Source organism: Undibacterium sp. 5I1 (genome assembly GCF_034314085.1).
GTDB lineage: Bacteria > Pseudomonadota > Gammaproteobacteria > Burkholderiales > Burkholderiaceae_D > Undibacterium.
This window is the reverse complement of sequence record NZ_JAVIWI010000001.1, coordinates 3,378,423-3,403,093: the sequence shown is the minus strand read 5'-3', so window position 1 is coordinate 3,403,093 and position 24,671 is coordinate 3,378,423. Positions and strand designations below refer to the sequence as shown.

The window sequence follows — 24,671 nt, the reverse complement described above, 5'->3', positions numbered from 1 at the left end:
GTTAAACAGGCAGCCTTTTTAAGTTTTATCGTGTTTTATATGGGCATGAATCCTGCTTTTATGAAAACAGAACGACTTTGACGCGTTTTGGCGCAGCTTTCTAGCGCTGTTTTAACCTTTATCGAAAGGCAATATCGAATGGCTATCCGTGTCGCATTGCATCACAAAACCAGCTACCGTTATGACCGCCTGGTTGCTCTTTCTCCGCATGAGGTGCGCCTGCGTCCAGCGCCTCACGCACGTACGCCAATTTTGTCTTACTCACTGACCGTCGCGCCGGAACAGCATTTCATCAACTGGCAGCAAGACCCCTACGGTAATTACATCGGTCGGTTTGTTTTTCCTGAAAAATCGGATGTGCTGGAATTTACTGTCGATCTGGTTGCCGATATGACGGTGATTAATCCTTTTGACTTTTTTGTGGAGAAATACGCCGAGCATTTTCCTTTTAGCTACCCTGCGCAATTGAGCGCAGAACTTAGCCCTTATTTGCTGACCGAAAAACCGGGTGAATTGCAGACCAAATGGGTGGAGGACGCACGTACTGCGATTCTGAAAAAAGATTTGCTGACCAATGATTTTCTGGTTGCCATCAATCAGCGTTTGCAAGGCGATATCGGATATTTGCTCAGGATGGAGCCAGGCGTACAGACGCCGGAAGAAACCTTAACCAATCGCTCCGGTTCTTGCCGTGACAGTGGTTGGTTATTGGTGCAAATTTTGCGTCAGATGGGTTTAGCGGCGCGCTTTGTATCGGGCTATTTAATCCAGCTTACCGCTGATCAGGAGGCATTAGATGGCCCTAGCGGTACCACCGTCGATTTCACCGATTTACATGCGTGGGCGGAAGTGTATATCCCGGGTGCCGGCTGGATTGGTTTAGATCCGACCTCCGGCATGCTGGCCAGTGAAGGGCATATTCCATTGGCGTGTACGGCGTTGCCCTCTTCTGCGGCACCAGTGACGGGCTTTACCGATAAGGCCGAAGTGACTTTCCACCATGAGATGACGATTACCCGCATCCATGAAGATCCGCGCGTGACCAAGCCGTATTCCGACGCCGACTGGAAGGCGATTGATCTGATCGGCCAGCAAGTCGATGCAGATTTAAAACGACAAGATGTACGGCTGACGCAAGGCGGCGAGCCAACCTTTGTCTCGATTGATGATATGGATGGTGCTCAGTGGAATACGCTGGCGCATGGTGATAAAAAACGGGAATTGGCCGGCGAGCTGATGCACAGGCTAAAAAACCATTTCGCGCCTGGCGGCATGCTGCACTACGGTCAGGGAAAATGGTATCCGGGTGAGCCTTTACCGCGCTGGGCTTTAAATATTTATTGGCGGATTGACGGTCAGCCGATGTGGCTGGACGCCAGCTTATTCTCGGATGAGAAAAAAGCCGATGGGTATACCAATGCCGAAGCATATCTGTTTATGACGGCGCTGGTTAAAGCGCTGTCACTGCCAGAGGGTAGCCAGATCCCAGCCTACGAAGATGTGATGCAACAGGCGCAGCGCGAACAGGGTTTGCCCGTCAATTTAGATCCGCTGAAAGCTGATTTAAAAGCGCCAGAAGAACGTCGGCGCTTAGCGCGTTTGCTGGAGCACGGCCTTGGCGAGGTGGTTGGTTATGTATTGCCACTAAAGCCAAAAGACACCGATCCGAGCATCTCTTTGGGGGTTGCCTGGCGTACCTCGCCGTGGCCAATTAAGCGCGAACATTTATATCTGATCGATGGTGATTCTCCGATGGGTTTGCGCCTGCCGCTGAATGCATTACCTTGGGTGCAGCCAGAAAAAGAAATCCATGAATTTGATGTAGATCCATTCTCCCCGCGCACGCCTTTGCCTTCTGCCAAAGACGACAAACCAGTGACCATCAACGGTGCTAATAGTGCAACAAATGCCAGTGTTGCTGCTGACAAAACCAAGCCTGCTCCATCAGTGCCAACAATTGTTTCTTCAACTAAAACAGCCGCGAGCGGTGCCAGCCCGGCACCGCTGACAGCCGCGATGGCAGCACATGCCGCAGTGGTAGCGGCTGCAACCTCGGCGGGAGCAACGCCGGCCGCCGTCGCTGCTTTAATGGGGAAATCTCCTGCCACTTCTTCTACACCCGCCAAACCAGTTTCGCCAGCGGCGAGCTTAAACAAATCTGTGACAGAGCCGCGTGATGTCATCCACACCGCTTTATGCGTGCAGGTACGTGACGGCCGTTTGCATATTTTTATGCCGCCGGTAAAGCGGATAGAAGATTATCTGGCCTTGGTCAATGTGGTCGAATACACCGCCGCCAAGCTGAAGTTAAAACTCTGGATTGAAGGTTATCCGCCGCCACGCGACCCTCGTATCAAATTACTCAGCGTGACGCCCGATCCGGGTGTGATTGAAGTCAATATTCATCCGGCCGCAAGCTGGAATGAGCTGGTCTACAACATGTCTACGCTGTACCAAGAAGCGCGTCTGACGCGTTTGGGTACAGAAAAATTTATGGTCGATGGTCGCCACACCGGCACTGGCGGTGGCAATCACGCCACGCTTGGCGGTGCCACCCCAGAAGACAGTCCGATGTTGCGTCGGCCAGATTTGTTGAAGAGTTTAATCACCTACTGGCAAAATCATCCTGCCTTGTCGTATTTATTTTCAGGTACGTTTATCGGTCCGACCAGTCAGGCGCCTCGGGTGGATGAAGCGCGTGACGACAACTTGTATGAGCTGGCAATCGCCTTCCAGCAAATGGATCAGGTACTGCCGACCATGCATCCGGGCGATAAGCCTTGGATGGTCGATCGCTTGCTGCGTAATTTGCTGGTGGATTTGACCGGGAATACGCATCGCTCCGAATTTTCTATCGACAAACTGTATTCGCCCGATGGTCCCACCGGCCGTTTAGGCTTGGTCGAATTCCGCGCGTTTGAAATGCCGCCGCACGAGCGCATGAGCCTGCTACAAATGCTGCTGCTGCGCGCACTGGTCGCACGTTTTTGGCGTCAGCCTTATCAAGCCAAGCTGGTTCATTGGGGAACGTCTTTGCATGATCGCTGGATGCTGCCGCATTTTGTGGCGCAGGACATCCGTGATGTCGTGAAGGATTTGCGCGCTTCCGGTTATGCGTTTGAAGAGCATTGGTTTGATCCGTTTATTGAATTTCGCTTCCCGCGTTTTGGTACCGTGGTGTACGAAGGTGTCGAGATGGAATTGCGTCAGGCAATTGAGCCTTGGAATGTGCTGGGCGAGGAAATGACCGGCGGCGGCACTGCTCGTTATGTAGATTCTTCCGTCGAACGGATGCAGTTATTAGTTCGCGGCTTAACGGCTAGGCGTCATACGATTGCCTGTAACGGTCGCATGTTGCCGCTGCATCCGACCGGTATCCCGGGCGAATACGTTGCAGGCGTCCGCTTCCGTGCCTGGAGCCCTTGGTCGGCATTGCATCCCACAATCAAAATTCAGGCGCCGCTGACGTTTGATCTGGTGGATACCTGGAGCGGTCGTGCGATTGGTGGCTGTACTTATCATGTATCGCACCCCGGTGGTCGCAGCGAATCCAGTTCGCCGGTGAATGCCAATGCCGCAGAGGCACGCCGTTTTGCGCGGTTTTGGTCGCACGGGCATACACCGGGACCGATGTTTGTCCACAAAGAAGATCTCAATCCTAGCTTCCCAATGACGCTGGATTTACGTTGGCAGGTATACTAAGGGCTAGCCGGAGCGCTGTCGGAGAGAGTAGAGCGAATCTACGTTCTCCGACTTGGCTGAATAGTGCAGGGAATAAACAAGATATCAGGGCGAACAACAACATAATATGTTTCTGCACTTGTTAACCTGGACTAAAGTTAAATTAAATACTGATAGTAAGTATATTTAGTTGTCCAGGTAATCATTGGTCTATATGGTCATTTTGAATAAAATTGGGGGGGGTATATTGCTACGTGCAGAATTTAGAGGTAATTTTCAGCGCCCCCGGCATCTCAACTTTTGTTCTCCCGTATTCAAAAAAATGAATGCGTTGCAGATGGTAGATGGTGAGTAGCGTTCGCCAAAATCAGCAAATAGGTAATTTAAGTAGCTAAGTAATTCAGTAATTAAGCAATTTAGTAATAAGGAAGCACAGATCAATACCGTCTGCGCTTGATCTCTGAAAGAAATCATTAGTCTTATGTCGAGTCAACTGCTTGCGAACTATCCTGTAGCACAAGGTAGTTTTGATGAAATGCTGGATAGTACCCACCAGCCGCGCGCGCATTGGCGAATTTTGCTGGATAGTTTATCGGCAGAGCCGCCCGATATGATGCGTCAGCGCATCGAAACAGTGCAGCGTCAGGTACGCGAAAACGGTGTCACTTACAACGTCTATGCCGATGCCAAAGGCATGCAACGCCCTTGGGACTTAAACGCACTTCCGCTGATACTGCCGCAAGACGAATGGGCCGGGATTGAGGCCGGAATTATCCAGCGCGCCACTTTACTCAACCGCATTTTGTTGGATGTGTACGGCGACCAAAAATTGCTCGCTCAAGGTTTATTGCCGCCAGCATTAATTCATGGCCATGCCGGATTTTTACGACCTTGCCATGGCATGCGTCATCGAGATGGCGTTGCGTTGCATTTTTATGCAGTGGATATTGCCCGCGCGCCGAATGGCCGCTGGTGGGTGGTGGGCGACCGAACCCAGGCGCCATCCGGTGCCGGTTATGCTTTAGAAAATCGTGCCGTGATGGCGCGGGTTTTCCCTGATTTATTGCGGGACCTGAAAGTACAAAATCTGGCAGGATTTTTTAGCACCATGCGCGACAGTCTCGCCCATTGGGGACGCCAGTGCGCCGCCAACACCCCAAATGCTGCACCTCTGCGCGACAGCGAACCGCCACTGATTGTGCTGCTCACACCGGGGCCGTATAACGAAACTTATTATGAGCAAACCTATCTGGCGCGCTATCTGGGTTTGCCGCTGGTAGAAGGTAGCGATCTGACCGTGCGCAATGGCATGGTCTGGCTTAAAACTTTGTCCGGCATGCAAAGGGTGCATGTGATTATGCGCCGGGTCGATGATGATTTTTGCGACCCTTTAGAACTACGTACCGATTCTGCCTTGGGTGTGGCCGGACTCACGGAAGTCGCACGCCGTGGCAATGTATTGATCGCCAATAGCTTGGGCTCTAACTTGCTGGAATCAGGCGCCTTACTCGGCTTTTTGCCCTCGCTTTGCGAACATTTATTAGGTGCGCCGCTCAAGATGCCATCGGTCGCCACCTGGTGGTGTGGTGAACCTGCTGCGCTGGAAGAAGCCATCACTAGACTCGACCAACTGGTGATCAAACCGAGCTTCCCGCAGTTGCGTGAATTCCCTGTCTTTGGACAAGATCTGAAAGGTGAAGCGCGGACCGCATTTATCGCAAAAATGCGCGCCAATCCTAAAAATTATGTAGCACAAGAATTGGTACGACTATCCCAAGCCCCGGTCTGGAAGCTAGGCACGCCAGACAGCTTAAGCGCCAGCGCCGTCGGCTTGCGGGTCTATGCCTGCGCCACACCTAAGGGATATGTTGTCATGCCGGGCGGTTTGACCCGCGTGGCAACTGGCCCCGATGCGCGCGTGATTGCCATGCAGCGCGGTGGCAGTAGTAAAGACACTTGGGTGCAGGCCAATGCCCATATCGATACCCATCATTTATTAAAGCGCACTACCACTAGTCGTGATCTGATTCGTGACGATACACATTTATCCAGCCGCATGGCCGAGAACTTATTTTGGTTTGGTCGTAATGCAGAGCGTTGCGATAATGTGGCTCGACTGACGCGTGTGTCGCTGAATTTTTTATTCAATATTTTGTTAGAGGATCGCGGTGCAGAATGGCCTGCGGTGAAAGCCTTGTGTGCATGGTTTCAACTGATTAATCTCAAGCCAGTCAAAGTCAAAGAAGTGCCGCCGGGAGGCACCCCCGCAGTAGTTCACGCACTGAGCCAAACGCTGACTCAAGACCAAGACAAAAGTCAGGCACAAAGCCAATCTCAAGGTCAGGGTCAGTCGCAAAGCCAATATGTAAACCAAACGCAAAACCAAAACCAAAACCAAACTCTGGTACTAAAACCCACCGCAGACATGGTGTTAACGGATGCTGAGATCGAAGCCGAAATGCTGCTCGGCGTGGTCTCGCCAAACGCCACCGGCTTGGCACGACAACAGCAACAACTGTACGACATCGCCAGTAAATTGCGTGAACGTTTATCCGTCGATAACTGGCGCGCACTCAACCGTATGGTGCAACGTACCAGTACCGAAGCGCAGACACCACAAACTCGACAAACTCTATCCCAAGCCGAAGTCATGAGCATACTGGATGACGCCGCAGCCACCTCGATGACCATGGTCGGTTTCGCCCTCGATGGTATGAACCGTGATTTGGGCTGGCGCTTTATGTCGGTTGGCCGGCGTCTGGAGCGCCTACAATTTCAGACCATCGTTTTGCAACGCGCCTTGGTGATGGATGTCAATGGCGATCTCGACTGGGTATTGGAATTGTCAGACAGTACCGTCAGCTACAACGCCCGCTATCAGTCGCAACCGGAGTGGTTGCCTGTACTCGATTTGCTAGTTCTGGATGACAGCAATCCGCGTTCTATTGTTTACCAGGTAGAGGGAATTTTAAAAAGCCTCAGAAAATTAGCCGTCACATATGGTCCCTGTGGTGCGGAACAGTTTGCACCCATCAGAGAAGAATTAATCGCGTTGGTGCCAGAGACGGATTTATATTGTGGTAACGCGCATTTGATCGACCTCTTATATCGCATCAAAATCGCCAGCGAAGCCATATCAGAACAGATCAGCGCACAATTTTTTAGTTACACCGGCGATCAGCAAACAAAGTCCCAAGCAGCATGAATACTTTAGTCGACAATAATAGTGCCCCAGTGCGCTACCGTGTAGTGCATGAGACCCGTTACACCTACCCAAGCCTGGTCACCTTATCTCAGCAGTTTTTGCACATGACACCGCGGGACTTTGCGTACCAACAGACAGAGTTCCATCAGATCGTGATGGACCCAGGCGAAGATGACGGGGTCGATGGTGTTGATTATTTTGGTAACGGCACCCGTCACGTGACAATTACGGTGCCGCATAAAACCTTGCTGGTACATGCAGAATCTGTAGTTGCGCTCAGCCCGCGCCGCGATCTTAGTCAGATCAGAGGCACCATGGCGTGGGAGCATTTACGCGACATGATGCTGCAAGTCCGCAGCCCGGCAACCTTAGAAATTTGCCGCTATTTATATGCCTCGCCGCATATCAGTTGTGGCGATTTGCTGGCGCAATATGCGCGCGTCAGTTTTACCCCGGGCAGGCCATTGCTGGATGCGGCAATGGATTTAACGCGGCGTATTTTTGACGATTTTGAGTTCGACGACAAAGCTACTGAGATCTCCACAACCTTAGAAGAATTGCTGGAATGGCGGCGTGGCGTATGCCAGGATTTTGCGCATTTAATGATCGGTTGTTTGCGCAGTCTGGGTTTGCCAGCCCGCTACATCAGTGGCTACATTCTCACGCACCCGCCTGCCGGACAAGCAAGACTGATCGGTGCCGACGCATCGCATGCCTGGGTATCTTTATTTTGCCCGGGACTGGGCTGGATTGATTTCGATCCCACCAACCACTGCCTGGTTCAGCGCGAACATATCACCTTGGGCTGGGGGCGGGATTTTAGCGATGTCACACCGATGCGCGGTCTGGTGCTGGGCGGTAACGGTCAAGAACTACAAGTCAATGTCACCGTCATACCGCTCAACGAAGAATTTGCAGAAGCCTTGCCAGCGTAAGGAACGCTCAGCACATTGCTCAGATTAAGCTCGATATTTTATTATACTGGTAGGATGTATATATGGGTCGTCCAAGTAATCATTGGACAATCAGCATTATTTATAAAAAATAATGGGGAGTATATGATTGGTACATCTTATGTGTTTGGCGGGAATGACGTTGAATCAAGCTGATTTAACTCCGCTGGCTGACATGCTGGATCAATACGATTGTTTTATCTAAAACCGCCAATGCCTTCGCAATGACCTGTGATGCTTGTTGGCCTTGATTGGCTGTCGCTTCCACAATCAACCTGGCGCTGGCGCACAGGCGCAAAGCACTGACGGGTAATCCAGCCCGCTGACCACATAAAACCGGTTGTCCCAGCTGGCACCGCAATGCTACTACTTTACCAAATTCTTCAAGAAATTCGCCACCAGGCGCGTCGCCAAATCCCAAATCAGAACGCCCGCTCAAATCAGGTAGTAACAGCCGGTATACCTGCATCGTTTGTTCCCGACTCAATGGTGTTGGATGGTCGCGATGATCCGGCGTTGCAGAGGCACAAAGCAAAAAAGGGAAAATAGTCTTTTGTTGATCCCAGCTTACTTCAACGTTCAACGCTTGTCTGTCCAATCGCGGTACTGGCACACTTTGCAGCTCCGGATGCTTCTCCAGATAGTCTGCAAATGCCGCTGAGAACTGTTCTAAAAATTGGACAATCGCTGTCTCAGGTACCGCCCGAAATGCGCGTAACTCCTCCAGCGCCGCCTCCCAGCGCAGCAATAATCCAAAGTTGGCCACATGCGCCAACGCATCTGCCGCTGCCCAATCCTGCGGCCAGTCTGCGCGACAAGAATATGGCTGTAAGGCCGGCGGCATGCTGATTCGGCGTAAGCTTTGTGCGATATCTGGTGGGATCATCAGCACACCAGAAAATGTGGGCCCGGTTAAAAATTTAGAGCCGGTCAATGCCACCATAAAATGATGTGACAAATAGCCATGCAAGCTCGCGTTCGATAATCTGAACTGGCAAGCATCCACTAACACCGTCACCGTATCAGGTAAGCGGTGGCTTAGTTGCTGCGCGCAGGCAATCGAGGGCGCTATCATTCCGGTTTTGGTGACATCAACCAAGGTCAATAAGACTTGTTGACCGCGCGTTACGGCATTATTGGCGAAGGACGCAACCTCGGCATCCACCTCGTCGGTGGCTCTCGGTGTGCCGTCGGACAAGCGGATGGCTACCGTGACGACTTCAATCTGAACATCAGTTTCAACGACAGCATCGGTAACAGCATTAGCAATAATACTGGTGCCGACCGTGACCGATTCGCCCAAGGCAGAGCGGCTACTAAAGTGCCTGCCCGCAACTGCCATCGGTACGCCGCTACCGGTTTCTTCCGCCTCCATCATGATTACGAGCAGCGATGCTGTTTTGCTCAGGTCTTCGCTTTTTTCTTTATTCTTTTCTTTATTCGTTTCTCTATTCTGCCGCGCTCGTTGGGCAACAAGCTGAGCTGCAATTAAATGTAAATCGGTGCCCGAAGCGGCAAAGATTAAATCGGTACCGGATACTTTATCAAGCTCACATAAGTGATTTAATTCTTGCCGTACACGATCAAGTTCATGCTGGTAAATAATCTGGGGTGTTTCAGTATTTAACGCCACAAGCAGTTGTTGCCTTAAGCTATTTGCCGCTGCAAAAGCGTGGGTGGAAATAGTCGACGCAGTCGACGAGCCATACGCCAGCAGTGCATCATTGGGCAACGATTGGCAGCCATATTTGTTGGACATACCATCCTCATCTTGCCCCACTGCGATTGCAATCCGCGCATCGCCGCCATCCCGTAAAAGTTGCTCGGTTGGTGGCAACTTGGCAGGTGCAAGAATCTGTTCAGCAACTGCTGCCAGATTCTTGGGTTTAATGGCAATAGATGGAATCATTCATTGAGTATTCATTTAGCATCCATGATGGTCATGAACTTTGCTGGGGCGCAAGCGCCGCAGTTTTAGCAACCATAGACCGGAACGCGGTAAACAATTTTTGCATCTGCGGCTGTTTGTACGGATACAAATCAACCGGGTCCATCGAGTGCACAATCATGTCGCTATCCACTTCAAAAATCAGTAACTGTCCGTCACTGGTTTCTCCGCAATCAATGCCGACATAATCCAGACCTATGCGCTCGCTAATCGCTCTAAAAGCAGCTTGATGACGCGGCACAAAATCAAACTGAAAACTGGCCATAAAGCGTTCTTCTTCCGCCCGTTTTTCCGGGCTATCCGCCATACCTGCATTCAGATAATGGATCATCCAATGAGAAGAAATTCCCATGTGAGAAATGAATGGTTGACCATCGATCAGCATGATTCTGTATTTTCTAAAAAATCCATCCTCACTGCGATAATCGACAAAACGAGCGATATAAAATTCATCGCTGAGCATGCCCATCAGATAATCGGCGATGGCGCTGGGAGACGTAATTTTTTCTAAGCCCTGACCGGCATGCGATCCCACTGGACGCACAATAATGGGGAAATCACCATCGGACAGCAGACTGGTGATGGTCAGTTCTTCATTGGCGATCTTACGTAGAGTTTTGCGGTCTATCCGCACTGAGGTTGGCATCACAACGCCGTCTGCCGATTGTAATAAGGCACAGGCATTGTCGCGCCCCAAATGTGCAATCCGTCCGGGCATGTTCAGCACAGGTCGAGGCCAATCTTGGACGATATCTTCTAATGCTTCTAACAGCGCGTGGTTATCATCCGACTCACCCACGGCGACAAACATCACATCATGCTCAGGCAAGGCGGGCAGGGCAGGGATACCATCGCCAACGTAGAGTAAATCCAGCGCGATATCGGCGTTTTCTAATAAAAATTCTAGCGGCGTATTCGCCATTAAATCACCTGCGGCCATCAGTGCCAGTAAACGGATTTTTGGAACAGCCGTGGTCGGCACAGAATACAGTTGCTGTATTTTTAGCGCCTCCATTTGGGTTGCTAATGCTGGTTCACTATGACCAATCAAGAGCAGCAAAGTCGCCAGGTCCATCATTACATTGCCATCATTCGGATGCTTGGTCGCATACTCAATCAGCTCTGCGCCAAAAGGCTTTAAATCCACGCCAGAAAACGCTAATCGCATTAGCGGCGCCAGACCGATAAATGTATGTTGGCTGTCCTCTTGTGGCGCCGGTGCGCCAGCTCCATTTGCTGCGTTGTCTGTGTCGGGAGTTGTCATAATTTTTCGCTGATCTGATTCAAAATTAGAGAGTATTTAGTGGTATTAATTCGCGTTAGATGCTGCAAGTGAGTTACCAAACCGTATCGCTGCTGTGATGAGTGCATCGACATCTATTTCACGAGTGCGATGATTAACAATCGCTGCGCGGATGGCCAGTTGGCCGTTGATGATGGTGGTGGAAGGCGCTGCAATGCCGGACTCCTGGATGGCAACGACAATCTTCGCATTAATCTGATCAATATTACTTTTGTCGGTATTACTTCCGTCTGCCACATCGAGATCAAGCTTAGCACCGTGGTAGCGAAAACAAACAATATTCAACGACACCGGGGCTAGTAGTTCTAGCCCCGGCTTGGCTTCTATCTGCTGCCGCATATACTGCGCTAATTTACAGGTGGTAGAAATCACCTGACCTAGTCGCTCTGCGCCGTACACTTGAATCGTGAACCAGGTTTTAAGTGCCCTGAATCCACGTGATAAATCAGGACCAAAATCACAAGGCCAGGGCGAACCTGCCGCCATGCCTTTGGCTTCGCGTCGCAAATAACTGGCTGGCGTGGCGAAGGTATCGTAGTGCGCCGCACCGTCACGCACCAGAATAAAACCGGCGTCATACGGCACTTGCCCCCACTTGTGGAAATCAAATGCGATCGAATCTGCGCGCTGTATTCCCGTCAATCGCGGAGCAATATCGGGGGCCAACATCGCCAGCGCACCATAGGCACCATCGACGTGGAACCAAAGATTTTCGCTTTGTGCGAGATCGGCCAGTGCTACTAAATCATCCACCGCACCAACATCGACGGTACCTGCAGTACCAGCAATAAAAAACGGAGTGAATCCGGCCTGGCGATCAGCTGCAATGGCGGTTTTTAGCGCGGCAATATCACATTGAAAATCGGCGTTCATCGGTATTTGTCGCAAAGCGTTCATGCCAAGACCAGACAAATCCATGGCTTGCGCGATGCAACCATGCGCCCCTGCAGACGTGTAGGCAACCAGACGTTTCGGGCTGGCAGCGATGCCCGTATGACGAATCTCCGTGCCCAGTACACCAGTTCTGGCGACGAGCACCGCAATCAAATTTGCCATTGAGGTACCAGTGACAAATAAGCCGCTGGCGGTATCTGGGAAGCTGAATAATTCGCGCATCCACTGCACAACCTGGCGTTCTACTTCCAGCGGTATCTGGTCGCGGCCACCGAGATTGGCGTTAAGGCCGGCGGCTAACATTTCTGCTACCGTTCCTACCGGTGTGCCACCACCATGTACCCAACCCATAAAGCCGGGATGCGTATTGCCCACTGCATAGGGCAGTACATTTTGCATAAACGTTTGGTGTACATCGGTCAGTTCGCTGCCATGCACCGGCAAGTTTTGCCGAAACTGCTCACGCGTCGCTGCTGGAATTGGCTGCCAGACCGGGCGATCGCGGATGTGCTCTGCATAACCCAAAATATCGTCCAGCATGCGGTGCGCTTGCGAACGGAATTCTTGCCACGCAAGCGGATCAGCAGGGTCAAGCGAATCGGGTAGATCAAGCGAATCTGCAGACATCTTTTGCATGCTTTTTCTCAGTTGTGAGGTCGGAACTTAGTTTTAACTCAGATTTTCCATTAGGCTGCTACCAGTTCGCAAAAACTTAGACGGCATGCGCTGTTCCAATGGAAATCTAGATTTAATTATCAATCAAAATAGAAAAGTCCAAGCAAAGAATAAGTGCTTTTTCTAAGCTCAAATCAAAAATCAACAGAAAATACGGCAGAAGAGGATGGTGGGAGAGTTGTTGCCAGGTGCAAATCAGCTTTTGAACCAGCCTGCGCGTGGCAGGCTGTTTAGTGTAGGCGGTTTCGTGTTGTAGGTTTAGCCGACAAGGTTTAGGCTTGCGTTGGTGCTAGCGTTGATCCTAGCGTTTGTGAGGGGGCGGATGTTTAGCGCTGGTTTACGCTTTATCGTTGATTAAGAGTCCCTGCAATTTAGCCAGATCTTTTGCCACTGCCAATACTTCTACTGACGGAATTTGTCGTAATACCGTGTTGGTTTGAGAATCAACGATCTTGATGACGACTTTTCCAGAGTCATTATCAATACTGAAATTGACACTATTGTCAGAGTTGATAAAGTTATTAATCGCATCAACCGATTTTTTCAGCTCCGCGTTACTGACCGGCGCGGTGGAGGCGGCTTGATTGTCGGTGCTGCTGGTCGCGGCGACAGTCGTGGCATTTGCAGATTTTGCAGCAGGTGCAACGGTTTGTAGCACTGGCACAGGCGCACTGGAGACGGCGTTGCCGCTACCTGTTATTTGACTGATACTCATATCATTTCCAATACTAAATAAATACTACAAACCTGATTTGTGCCGCTGTATGCGCCACTTCATTTGCTACATCAATGCAACTTCGTCCCTACAAAACGCAATTTTCTAGCTTAGGATGGAATGAGGGATTACTAGGTTTATCGGTCAGTTTTCCGAAAAGTTGAGCTTATTTTTAGGTCTAAGCAAAATATTGTCTACTCAGCGATGCCGTGCAGAATCTAGCGTGCTAGTTTTCGGGTTTGCAATCTGATTTTGTGATTTTACAAATCGATTACCATGCTGATATGAATATACTCCCCGTCATTTTTTAAAAAATCGGCTTACGTGCTTGTAAATGTATGGACAACTTAAATATACAAAAGGGGAGTATTAATTTAGGGAGGAGTTCAAGTAGTATTTCTGGTGTAATCACCAGCGTAAAGCAGCGTTACGGAAACGCTGCAGTAGCAGAATAGAGGTGCATGCACTTTTGTCATGTTTGCTGACATTTGCTCATACTGGTTGACCATCTGATCGGCTAAATCTATTTAAATCAATTCAAACCAATTCAAGCCATACTCCCTCATCCACACAAACTCAGCCCCGCCGCTCTCACAAAAGAGTAAACTACGCCTCATATGGCTGCGCATTCGCGGAGCTAGCCCTGATAAGAACTGAGAGCACTATGTCCGATACCCCAATCCCCTTATTTTCTGATTTGCATCTAAGCGAACCGCTGTTACGCGCTTTAAAAGATGTCGGTTACGAATCCCCATCACCGATCCAGGCTGCGACGATTCCGCCGCTGCTGGCAAATCGTGATGTATTGGGTCAGGCACAGACAGGTACGGGTAAAACCGCAGCGTTTGCGTTGCCGATTTTGTCGCGCATTGATATCAAGCAAACGACGCCACAAGCTTTGGTGCTGGCACCGACCCGCGAATTAGCGATTCAGGTGGCAGAAGCCTTCCAGCGTTATGCCACGCATATTCCGGGTTTCCATGTCTTGCCAATTTATGGCGGCCAGAGTTATGGCCCGCAATTGTCCGCATTGCGTCGTGGCGTGCATGTGGTAGTTGGCACACCTGGTCGCGTGATTGATCATCTGGATAAGGGATCGCTGGATTTATCCAAGCTTAAAACTTTGGTATTGGATGAGGCCGATGAGATGTTACGCATGGGTTTTATTGATGACGTAGAACGTATTTTGCAAGAGACACCAGAAACTCGTCAGACGGCCTTATTCTCTGCCACGATGCCATCCGCGATTAAGCGCATTGCCCAAACTTATCTGGACAATCCGGCAGAGATTACCGTCGCCGCAAAAACCGGTACCGCCGACAATATCCGCCAACGCTATTGGCTGGTTAGCGGCATGCACAAGCTGGATGCCTTGACCCGTATTTTGGAGGCAGAAACCTTTGACGGCATGATCATTTTTTCGCGCACCAAATTGGGTACGGAAGAATTGGCAAGCAAGCTGGAGGCAAGAGGCTTCTCGGTTGCCGCAATCAACGGTGACGTACAACAACAGCAACGCGAACGCACGATTCAACAACTCAAAGATGGCAAGATCGATATCCTGGTTGCCACCGACGTTGCCGCCCGTGGTCTGGACGTAGAGCGTATTAGTCATGTGATTAATTACGACGTGCCACATGATCCGGAAAGCTATACCCACCGTATTGGTCGTACTGGTCGCGCAGGCCGTAGCGGTGAGGCAATTTTGTTCATCACCCCGCGTGAAAAAGGTTTGTTGAAATCGATAGAGCGTTCTACCCGCCAGTTAATTTCACCATTAGAGTTGCCGACTATCCAGGCGGTGAATGATGTGCGGATTGCTCGTTTTAAAGAACAAATCAGTCTGACTCTGGCCTCCGGCGATTTGGCTTTATTCCAATCCGTGATTGAAGACTACGAGCGTGAAAATAATGTCCCCGCGATAGAAATTGCAGCGGCGCTGGCAAAAATGGCTCGTGGTAACGAACCGCTTTTACTCGATAAGAATAAGCGCCCAGCCAGCGACGATACCTGGAACAACGAACGCGCAAGCCGCACCAATCAATTTGAGCGTAGTGATCGTGGTGACAGAGGCGACAGAGGCGATAGAGGCGACCGGGGTGACCGCAACGACAGAGCGGCACGCCCAAGTTTCGCGCCAAGAGAACGTGTAGAACGTCCGGCCGATGCTGGTATGAAAACCTTCCGTATTGAGGTCGGCCATGCGCATGGCGTAAAGCCCGGCAATATCGTCGGTGCGATTGCCAACGAAGCGAATATCGATTCTAAACATATCGGACGTATTGAAATCTATGACGATTACAGTGTCTTGGATTTGCCAGAAGATTTACCGAAAGATTTGTTAGACCATTTAAAATCGGTTCGCGTCGCAGGTCAGCAATTACGCATCAGTGCTGATCGTGGTGTTGGCGGTAATAGTGGCAACAGCGCAAATGCAGCATACGAAAAACCAGCGTATGAAAAACCAACTAAGCCACGCGCAACACCCGACAGCAAACTCACCGCTGCCGTCGAGCGCGCAGCCTATGCCGACAAGAAAGAAGAGAATCTTGCCGAGCGTTTTGGTGATGCCGCGGATCGTCCAGCCAAATCCAAAAAAGATCGTCCGGCCAAAGTGCAATTACCCGTGCAAAGCTATCGTATTGAAGTCGGTCGTGAGCATGCAGTCACACCGAGCAATATCGTCGGTGCCATCGCCAATGAATCTGGGGTAGAAGCCAAACTGATCGGTCGTATCGATATTTTTGATAGTTACAGCCTGATCGATTTACCACAAGGCATGCCGAAAGAAATCTTAAAGCATCTGAAAACTGTGTGGGTCGCAGGCAAGCAGTTAGACATCAGCGAAGCAAGCGGTGACGGACCAGAGACTTTTCCAAAACCGGCAGCAAAGAAAACTGCTTATGCGGCAGACAAACCTGCTGCGAAGTCAGGATTTAAATCTGAATCCAAACCCGAATCTAAGTCTGCTTTTAAGTCATCAAGTGCAGCCCCTAGACGCGTAGCAGATGGCGGCAAAGCACCGCCCAAATCACCACGCAAGCCGGGGAAATTCGCCTAAATTCTTCCGGTAAAAAACAGTAATCGCGCTTCTAATGCCTATAAAAAAAGCTAACGAGACTCAGTAAGAGCCGCGTTAGCCTTTGGTCTATTCTCGCAGTTTCTGAAATTCTCTACATCAAGTTAAAATTCTTCCCAATCATCTGCCTTGCCAGCGGGCTCTTTTGCGACTTGTCGGGTTTTCGCAGGGTTGCTGATCTTGGTGACATTCGATGCTTTCTTCGGTGCTAGAGTTGCCGCTCTTGTCACTGCTTTCGCTGGTACTACGTTAGCCAGTTTGGGTTTGGTATTTTGTGCTTGCATGCCGTCCAGTTTAAACACACTCACCAGTTGCGCCAGACTGCTAGCTTGATCTTGAAGTGCTTCGGCTGCGGCCGCCGCTTCTTCTACTAATGACGCGTTTTGTTGGGTAACGGTATCCATCTCAGTGATGGCCTGGTTGATCTGCTGAATACCACTCTCTTGCTCTTGCCCCGCGGAGGTGATCTCGCCCATGATATCTGTGACCCGCTTAACACTGGCGACGATCTCGTCCATAGTGGTACCGGCTTGACTAACCAGGACGCTGCCGGTTTCTATCTTCTCGACGGAATCACCGATCAAGGTTTTGATTTCTTTAGCGGCACCAGCTGAGCGTTGTGCCAGGTTGCGCACCTCGCTGGCGACGACCGCAAAGCCGCGCCCTTGTTCGCCGGCTCTGGCGGCTTCCACCGCGGCATTTAAGGCCAGAATATTCGTCTGAAAAGCGATACTGTCAATCACGCCGATGATGTCGACAATTTTCTTGGCGGAGTCATTGATGGACCCCATCGTTGAAACGACTTTCGCCACCACCTCGCCCCCTTTCACCGCCACGTCAGAGGCAGATACGGCCAGCACGTTGGCTTGCCTTGCGTTGTCGCTATTTTGTTTAACGGTCGAGGTCAATTCTTCCATCGAAGATGCGGTTTCTTCCAGCGAACTGGCTTGCTGCTCTGTGCGCGAAGACAAATCCAGATTGCCCGATGCGATTTGGCTGGAGCCAGTCGCAATCGACTCTGTACCTGCCCGCACCTGACCGACAATATTTTGTAAGCTGGCATTCATTTCTTTTAAAGCTTGTAGTAGTTGGCCTGTTTCGTCTTTCGTAACGACATCTATACGACCCGTCAGATCATTCGATGAAATCAGCTTGGCAATGCCCACCGCTTCCGCCAGTGGACGGGTAATACTAACGGTAATAAACCATGCGCCTGCAACGCCTAACAACAAGGCGAGTATGCCTAGACTGATAATCAGCGTGCGACCACTTTTATAATCCTCAATAGATTGTTTGCCTGCTTTGATGACGCTGTTATTTTCAAATTCAACAAATTTTTGTAGTGCGACGACATATGCTACCTGCGCTGGTCGCATGCTTTTTAACAGTAGTTCTTTAGCTCCTGCGGTATCGCCCGCGCTGACTAGCTTTAAGAAGTCATCCTCGGACGGGACATAAGCTAAACGGGTCTCGATCACGGTTTGCAGCATCGCCTTCTCATCCGTGGCGGTGACAGTTTTTTGCAATTGATCCAGATATTCTTTACGCGCCCGCTTGTCATCCATGACGGCATCGACTTCTACCTTAATTTTGTCTTGTCCCTCAAGGATCAGCATATTGCGGGTATGACGCGCGGTTTCCATCAAACGGAAAATCCAATTATTCGCCGTCATTAATTTCGGCAAACGCTCCTCGTTGGTGGCGTTGATATCGTCATTCAAGCTGGACAAACGCGACAAACCTACCATCGTGAGTATGGCGAGCAACAACAGTACCAAACCAAAACCTAGTCCCAACCGGGCACCTACTTTTAAATTTGAAAACGTCATGCTCTTCTCCATGTCTATAAAAAATCTGAGTGCGGTGGTGGTGATTGTGGTTGTGATTTATCTAGTTATAGCAGAGTCCCGTTAGTCCAATCATATAAATGATTGTGACCGCCAGGCAAGTAAAAACAAGCTGGCGCTTACAAATCAGTGTGCCTTAATACCAAAATGCAACCTAGGTGTAAGCAGCAATATTTAACGGTTATTATGTAATAAATGGTAACGATTATCTGGTGAGCCATCGTGTGTGCATTACTCGCAGTCATCGCATAGTTGGAATTCATATAATCGCAGCGTTTAGACAAACAAAAACCTGCTAACACTACCAATTTATATAAGCCGATATCACTTATTTCGCCAGCTTACATCGCTGCGTTGATCATCCTAAAATGCTATATTGCTGCATAGAATTTTCTTCACCTGCTGCCTTCAGCGCTACACCATTCTCAGTTCATTTTTGCAACAACATTGACCGATCAATCTCAGGAATAGAAATGTCAGACAAACCCGCCTCAACTGCGACCGCGACCGATCATACCGATCTTCCCACCGATCCTTCTCGTCGGCGCTTATTGCAAGGTGCGGCCGCGGCGGGTGTCGTTGGCAGCCTTCCGATGATGGCCGATGCAGTGACCAAAAAAACGACCAGGATCGTGGCAGGTTCCCTGGATACCAAACTCAAGGCGCATATCAAAAATGTGGTCGTGATTTATCTGGAGAATCGTAGCTTCAATAATTTGTTTGGTAATTTCCCTGGGGTACGTCAGGCTTTGTCCGATGTCCCTGCTGCGACTTTTACGCAAAAGGACAGAGACGGCTCGATTTTGCCAAGTTTGCCCAAGGTCTGGGGTGGCATGGTGCAGCGGGGGCAAAATCTGGGCGGCAAGCAATACCTGATCGCAGAAGACAAAATCAGCGGCTTGCCGAACGCGCCATTCCCTTTAAAAGATGCGGAGGGTTTACCTCTGCCAGAATCAGTGATCACCCGCGACCTGTGGCATTTGTTTTACCAAAACCAGATGCAAATCAATGGCGGTAAAAACGACCAGTTTGTTGCCTGGGCAGATTCTGGCGGCTTGACGATGGGACATTATGGCGAGACCCATAAAAATCTCGATCTCTGGAAAATCGCCCAGCAATATACCTTGTGCGACAACTTCTTTATGGCGGCATTTGGTGGCTCTTATTTAAACCACCAATTCTTAATTTCTGGTCGCACCCCAGAATATTTTGATGCGCCCAACACGCCTGCCAAAAAGAAGATCGCCGTCACCGAAGATGGCATTACCGGCAGCAGATTGGCGGTGGACAAAGATAGTCCCGCGTCCGCCTTAAACGGCAGGCCAAAGTTTGTCAACGATGGTGCGATTACGCCAGACGGCTACGCGGTGAACACCATGGCGCCGCCGTACCAGCCTAGCTATATCAAACCCGCGCCAGGCGGTGACACGGCGGTGGCTGATCCGCAAGACCCGAGTACTTTGCCGCCACAAACTTACAATACCATTGGTGATTTGCTGTCACAAAAAGGCGTTAGCTGGGCCTGGTACGGTGGCGCATGGCAAGTTGCGCTGGAGTATAAAGGTGGTGGAGAAAAACCTAATTTCCAATACCACCATCAGCCATTCAATTACTTTAAACAATTCGCACCGGGAAGCGCTTCACGGGCAGAACATCTGCGCGACGGTGGCTTAGGCGATAGTCCCATTTCTAATAAATTTTTAGCCGACGTGATTGCCGGAAAACTGCCTGCTGTCACTTTCTATAAACCGCAAGGTAATCTCAATATGCATGCGGGTTACTCGGATATTGAATCCGGTGATCAGCATGTTGCCAATGTCATCGAGCATCTGAAAAAAAGTCCGCAATGGAAAGACATGCTGGTAGTCATTACTTTTGATGAAAACGGCGGCTGGTGGGATCACGTCGCACCACCCAAAGGTGATCGCTGGGGGCCAGGTTCCCGCATTCCGGCGATCTTGGTTTCACCTTATGTGAAGAAGGCAAATGTTGATCACAGCTTTTATGATACGACATCCATCCTGAGGTTTATCACGCGCTTGCATGACTTGCCTTTGCTGGAAGGCTTGAAGCTACGCAATATTGCGTTTGCAGAGCGAGGCGCATTGCCACCGGGTGATTTAACCGGCGCACTTAGCTTTGTCTAAGCGTGCCCAGAGATTTTTTTGCGATTAAATAGTAGATCGTTTCTATATACTCCCCATTATTTTTATAGAAAATTCCATAATATTCAGTAAATATATGGGCACTTAAAATATACACACTATGAGTATATAATTTATTTTGGATATATTAATGCGCCATACGAGCACATTGTTGCTGATAATGAGGGGACTGAGTAAGTTCAATGATGACTGATGTGCAGGCAAAAAATGTATGATGCCGGGGCGCAGAACGTGGGCGAAATCGTTTTTTTACTTTACGCCTTTGAACTCATTTGTTTTCCACTTGGAAAAGTTTTATTGCTAATAAAACTACAAGTATTTTGCTTTTTTGTGTTTCCTTAACACAAACGTTGAAAAAGATGGATTTTTAAGAAATGCCGTGTTACTAGTATTATTTATACAAAAACAGCTCATGAATCAAGGTATTTAGCGAGGCGCTTTATGACTGACATTCATACACAATTTATTGACCTGTCCGAACTAAAAATCGGGATGTTTGTTTATCTCGATATTGGATGGATGGATCACCCTTTTCCGGTCAGTAGTTTTGAGATCCGGAGTAATGAACAAATTGCCACTTTGCATTCCTTGGGTCTGGAACGCATTCGTTATGCCCCTACCAAAAGTACGCCCGAGCCACGTTTGCCTCAAACCGCACATAGCGATCAGCTAATAACGCCAGAACCTAGCGCCAAAGAGTTAGCCGATTCCAGCAAGCTAGCCAAAAGCCGTAAAAGGCGTGATCTGCTCGCTAACCAACAATCCAGTCTGGTTGCCTGTGAGCGACAGTTTTTACAGGCATCGCAAACTTTTAAACATGTCACCGATACTATCCACGCGCAGCCCCATCTTGCGCGAGAACATACTGAGGCTCTGGTGCGTAGTTTTCTGGGTGAAGTGCTGGGTGAAGGCGAAGCGGCAATCCGGCTATTGTCAGAAAAAGCGGGCGAAAGAACCTCGCTGCATTCTATCAATGTGACCATCATCTCGCTGTTGTTAGGCAAGGCTTTGCATCTGGATAAAGCCGACATGCTGGAGCTGGGCATTGGTGCGCTACTGCATGATATCGGCAAGATGGAATTACCAGACCGCCTGCGCTGGCCGGAGGATCATTTTACCCATGCCGAACGCCAGTTATATCAAGACCATGTACTACATGGAGTGACAATCGGTCGCAAATTAGGTTTATCTACTAACGCGACGCTATTAATCGCGCAACATCATGAGTTCGCGGATGGCAGCGGTTACCCTAGCCATATTCTTGCCGACAAAATATCGCCACTGGCGCGGATTGTCGCGCTGGTCAATCGTTACGATAATTTATGCAACCCTGGCAATCCGGCGCTGGCGATTACGCCGCATGAGGCGCTTTCGCATATTTTTACTCAAAATAAATTCCAATTTCATGCCCCGACTTTAACCGCGTTTATCCGCATGATGGGTATCTACCCGCCCGGCTCCGTCGTGCAGTTGACGGATGATCGTTTTGCGCTGGTCGTGTCGGTCAATTCAGCGCGTCCGATCAAGCCACGGGTGGTGATCCATAATCCTGAGATCCCGCGTGACGATGCTTTAGTGATTAATTTAGATAAAGAAAAAAAACTGGGCATCCATCGCAGCCTCAAGCCCTTACAACTACCTAAGGCCGCTTACGATTATTTGTCGCCACGCAAACGACTATGTTACTTTTTTGAGCGTGGTCGTGAGCTCGAGGAAGCAGGTGCAGAATCATGAGAGCGGCGTCATGAAAACGCATCAGTGGCAAGCCTTGATCGAAGGCATGTTAGAGGCCGTTTTATTGGTCGATCCGATTCAGTTACGCATACTCGCAGCCAACCGTTCGGCGCACGCTCTACTGCATTTAGAGACCGGCAGCCTGATTGACAAACCAGTGGTAGAACTGGCCGCTGCACCAGAGGATTTATTCTTTTGGGAAGACGCCGCCGCAGGCTTGTCAGACAATATATTTTCTGAAACCTTATTGCAGCGCCCTGACGGCAGTACGGTGCAAGTTGAGCGCCGGGTAAGCTTAGTGCATATCGGCCTGGATATCACCATCTATGTAGTCGCAATCCGTGACCATACCAATCAGCGTCAGGTAGAAAACGAGTTAGAAAAACTCATCGCTGAATTGCGTGCCACATTAGAATCTACCGCCGACGGTATTCTGGTAACAGATCTTGATGGCGGCATCCGCAGCTACAATCATTTATTTGCCAAACTCTGGAGTCTGCCGGAAGAACTATTGACTCAGCGTGATGACAATGCAATTTATGCTTGGCTGGATAAATGCATGGTTGATGCCAGTCATTATGGCGAGCGACTGGGTGCCATCAACCGCTCGCCATTGATGGAAGCGACCGACGTGCTGGTGCTGCGTTCTGGCAAAATATTAGAGCGCGTGACTCTGCCGCAATATGCGCGTGGTCGCGCAATTGGCCGGGTGTATTCCTACCGCGACATTACCCAAAGACTGGCAGATGAGGCACGCTTACAACTCGCGGCCAAAGTGTTTGAATCTAGTACTGACGCGATTTTTATCACTGACAGCGACCAAAAAATTATCACGACCAACCCGAGTTTTGAGCAGCTTACCAGCTACTCAGAACAAGAGATGATAGGCAAAACGCCGAGTGATTTTTTTGCTGAAGAGACCAATACCGTTTTAGTCGAACAATTATTAGAAAATCTGGAAACCAAAGGGTTTTGGGAGGGTGAATTGTGGAATCGCCGTAAAAATGGTCATGCCTATTTATGTATGATCTCTCTGGTCAGAGTACAAGACGAGAGCGGCGCGACCATGCATTACATCGGCTTCTTCAAAGACAGGACCGAGACTCACACTGCCAAACAGCGCATAGAAGAGTTAGCGTTTTCGGATGTCTTAACGGGTTTGCCCAATCGTCTGTTATTGGCAGAGCGCATCAAACAATCGATCACTCTAGCCAGCCGCAATAACGGTACATTTGCGCTGTTGTTTTTGGATCTGGATCACTTCAAACAAATCAATGATTCGCTCGGGCACCCCTTTGGTGACCGGGTTTTGATCGATGTGACTGAGCGACTGAAAAAATGTATACGCCAGGTAGACACCGCGTCGCGGCTTGGTGGGGATGAGTTTGTGCTACTGCTGCATCAGGCAGACGCGAATGGTGCAGAAATTTGTGCCAGGCGTGTGCTGGAGGAGCTCAGCGCGCCGTTCACACTGGACGGGATGAATTTTTCCGTCACTTGCAGCATCGGCATCGCGCTATATCCTGATGATGGCACCAACATGGATGATCTGATCAAAAACGCCGACAGCGCCATGTACCATGTGAAGGAAAGAGGGCGCTCGGATTTTCGTTTTTATCAGCGGCAAATGAACATCGGTTTGCTGTCCCGCATGAAAATCGATCATGCGATGCGTCAGGCCCTAGAGCACCAGACTTTCCGTCTGTATTACCAGCCCCTGGTTAATCTGGACAGCGGCAAAATCTTTGGTGCGGAGGCACTGATCCGTTGGCATGATAAAGACTTGGGCGAAGTCAGTCCGGCGCAGTTTATTCCTATTGCAGAAGAAACCGGCGTCATCGTTGCAATCGGTAATTGGGTGCTGACCACCGCCGTTAAACAAGCTGCTTTATGGAACCTGGGCGACCAGCAGATGCGGATTTCTGTCAATGTATCGGCGCTACAATTCCAGCAAAGTGATTTTGTAGAAAACGTCGCAAGAATCCTGGACGAAGCCGGTTTGCCACCGGACCGGATAGAACTGGAACTGACCGAATCGATCTTAATCCGGGATGCAGAAGAAGCCTTGGTCAAGCTCCAGTCTTTGGCTGATTTGGGTGTGAAGATGGCGATTGATGATTTTGGTACGGGCTACTCCAGTCTCAGTTATCTGAAGCGTTTTCCGATCAACAAGCTCAAAATCGACCGCTCATTTGTCATGCATTTACCGGACGACGAGAGCGATGTCGCGATCGTCACCGCCATCATTAGTCTAGCCCATGCGCTTAGACTGAGAGTGATCGCAGAAGGCGTAGAAACCGAAGATCAGCGCAATTTCTTACAAACTATGAACTGCGATGAGCTACAAGGTTATTTATATTCGCCAGCCTTATCCTCACATGATTTTGAGGCCAAGTATTTGCGGAATTGAGCTTGGCGATGTATAACTGGTAGTGGTACGCCATCTGCACCGCGACGTCGACAAGTGTGCTG

12 protein-coding genes are annotated in these 24,671 nt (G+C 49.8%); 7 read left to right on the top strand and 5 right to left on the bottom strand.

Going from position 1 to position 24,671, the window contains the following annotated elements; translation table 11 throughout:
* The first annotated feature begins 138 nt into the window (after nt 1-138).
* The 3 genes from RGU72_RS14890 to RGU72_RS14880 all read left to right on the top strand — a co-directional run bounded on the left by RGU72_RS14890 (nt 139) and on the right by RGU72_RS14880 (nt 7,821).
* The gene (locus RGU72_RS14890; protein ID WP_322120470.1) at nt 139-3,702 is read left to right on the top strand and encodes a transglutaminase family protein; all 3,564 of its coding nucleotides are present in this window, start codon (nt 139-141) and stop codon (nt 3,700-3,702) included.
* Nucleotides 3,703-4,162: 460 nt separating this feature from the next.
* Nucleotides 4,163-6,886 (top strand): circularly permuted type 2 ATP-grasp protein, encoded by a 2,724-nt coding sequence (locus RGU72_RS14885; protein WP_322120469.1) that lies wholly within the window; start codon nt 4,163-4,165, stop codon nt 6,884-6,886.
* Complete coding sequence (locus RGU72_RS14880; RefSeq protein WP_322120468.1) at nt 6,883-7,821, top strand: transglutaminase family protein; 939 nt, start codon at nt 6,883-6,885, stop codon at nt 7,819-7,821. Before RGU72_RS14885 ends, RGU72_RS14880 begins: the two co-directional genes overlap by 4 nt.
* A 175-nt stretch (nt 7,822-7,996) precedes the next feature.
* On the opposite strand, the gene RGU72_RS14875 is transcribed toward RGU72_RS14880, so the two are convergent.
* The 4 genes from RGU72_RS14875 to RGU72_RS14860 form a co-directional block, all read right to left on the bottom strand.
* A complete protein-coding gene (locus tag RGU72_RS14875) occupies nt 7,997-9,748 on the bottom strand; it encodes a hypothetical protein (RefSeq protein ID WP_322120467.1) in 1,752 nt (583 codons plus the stop codon).
* 31 nt (nt 9,749-9,779) lie between these two features.
* Nucleotides 9,780-11,051: a RimK family alpha-L-glutamate ligase gene (locus tag RGU72_RS14870; protein WP_322120466.1), complete on the bottom strand. Its 1,272-nt coding sequence runs from the start codon at nt 11,049-11,051 to the stop codon at nt 9,780-9,782.
* Between the two features lie 45 nt (nt 11,052-11,096).
* Complete coding sequence (locus tag RGU72_RS14865) at nt 11,097-12,620, bottom strand: pyridoxal phosphate-dependent decarboxylase family protein (RefSeq protein ID WP_322120465.1); 1,524 nt, start codon at nt 12,618-12,620, stop codon at nt 11,097-11,099.
* Between the two features lie 376 nt (nt 12,621-12,996).
* Entirely contained in the window at nt 12,997-13,374 is a 378-nt protein-coding gene (locus RGU72_RS14860) for a flagellar protein FlaG (protein ID WP_322120464.1), read from the bottom strand.
* A gap of 664 nt (nt 13,375-14,038) precedes the next feature.
* Between RGU72_RS14860 and RGU72_RS14855 the strand changes: the two genes are divergently transcribed.
* Nucleotides 14,039-16,435, top strand: a complete 2,397-nt coding sequence (locus RGU72_RS14855; protein WP_322120463.1) for a DEAD/DEAH box helicase — start codon at nt 14,039-14,041, stop codon at nt 16,433-16,435.
* A gap of 122 nt (nt 16,436-16,557) precedes the next feature.
* Here RGU72_RS14855 and RGU72_RS14850 read toward each other — a convergent pair whose 3' ends face one another.
* Complete coding sequence (locus RGU72_RS14850) at nt 16,558-18,282, bottom strand: methyl-accepting chemotaxis protein (RefSeq protein ID WP_322120462.1); 1,725 nt, start codon at nt 18,280-18,282, stop codon at nt 16,558-16,560.
* Between the two features lie 491 nt (nt 18,283-18,773).
* Here RGU72_RS14850 and RGU72_RS14845 point away from each other — a divergent pair, with 491 nt between their 5' ends.
* From RGU72_RS14845 to RGU72_RS14835, 3 genes are all read left to right on the top strand, one after another.
* On the top strand, nt 18,774-20,447 hold the full coding sequence (locus RGU72_RS14845; RefSeq protein WP_322120461.1) for an acid phosphatase: 1,674 nt from the start codon (nt 18,774-18,776) through the stop codon (nt 20,445-20,447).
* Nucleotides 20,448-20,906: 459 nt separating this feature from the next.
* Nucleotides 20,907-22,199 (top strand): HD-GYP domain-containing protein, encoded by a 1,293-nt coding sequence (locus RGU72_RS14840; protein ID WP_322120460.1) that lies wholly within the window; start codon nt 20,907-20,909, stop codon nt 22,197-22,199.
* A gap of 10 nt (nt 22,200-22,209) precedes the next feature.
* Nucleotides 22,210-24,609 carry an EAL and GGDEF domain-containing protein gene (locus RGU72_RS14835; protein WP_322120459.1) on the top strand — a complete coding sequence of 800 codons (2,400 nt, stop codon included), beginning with the start codon at nt 22,210-22,212 and terminating at the stop codon, nt 24,607-24,609.
* Nucleotides 24,610-24,671: the final 62 nt, after the last annotated feature.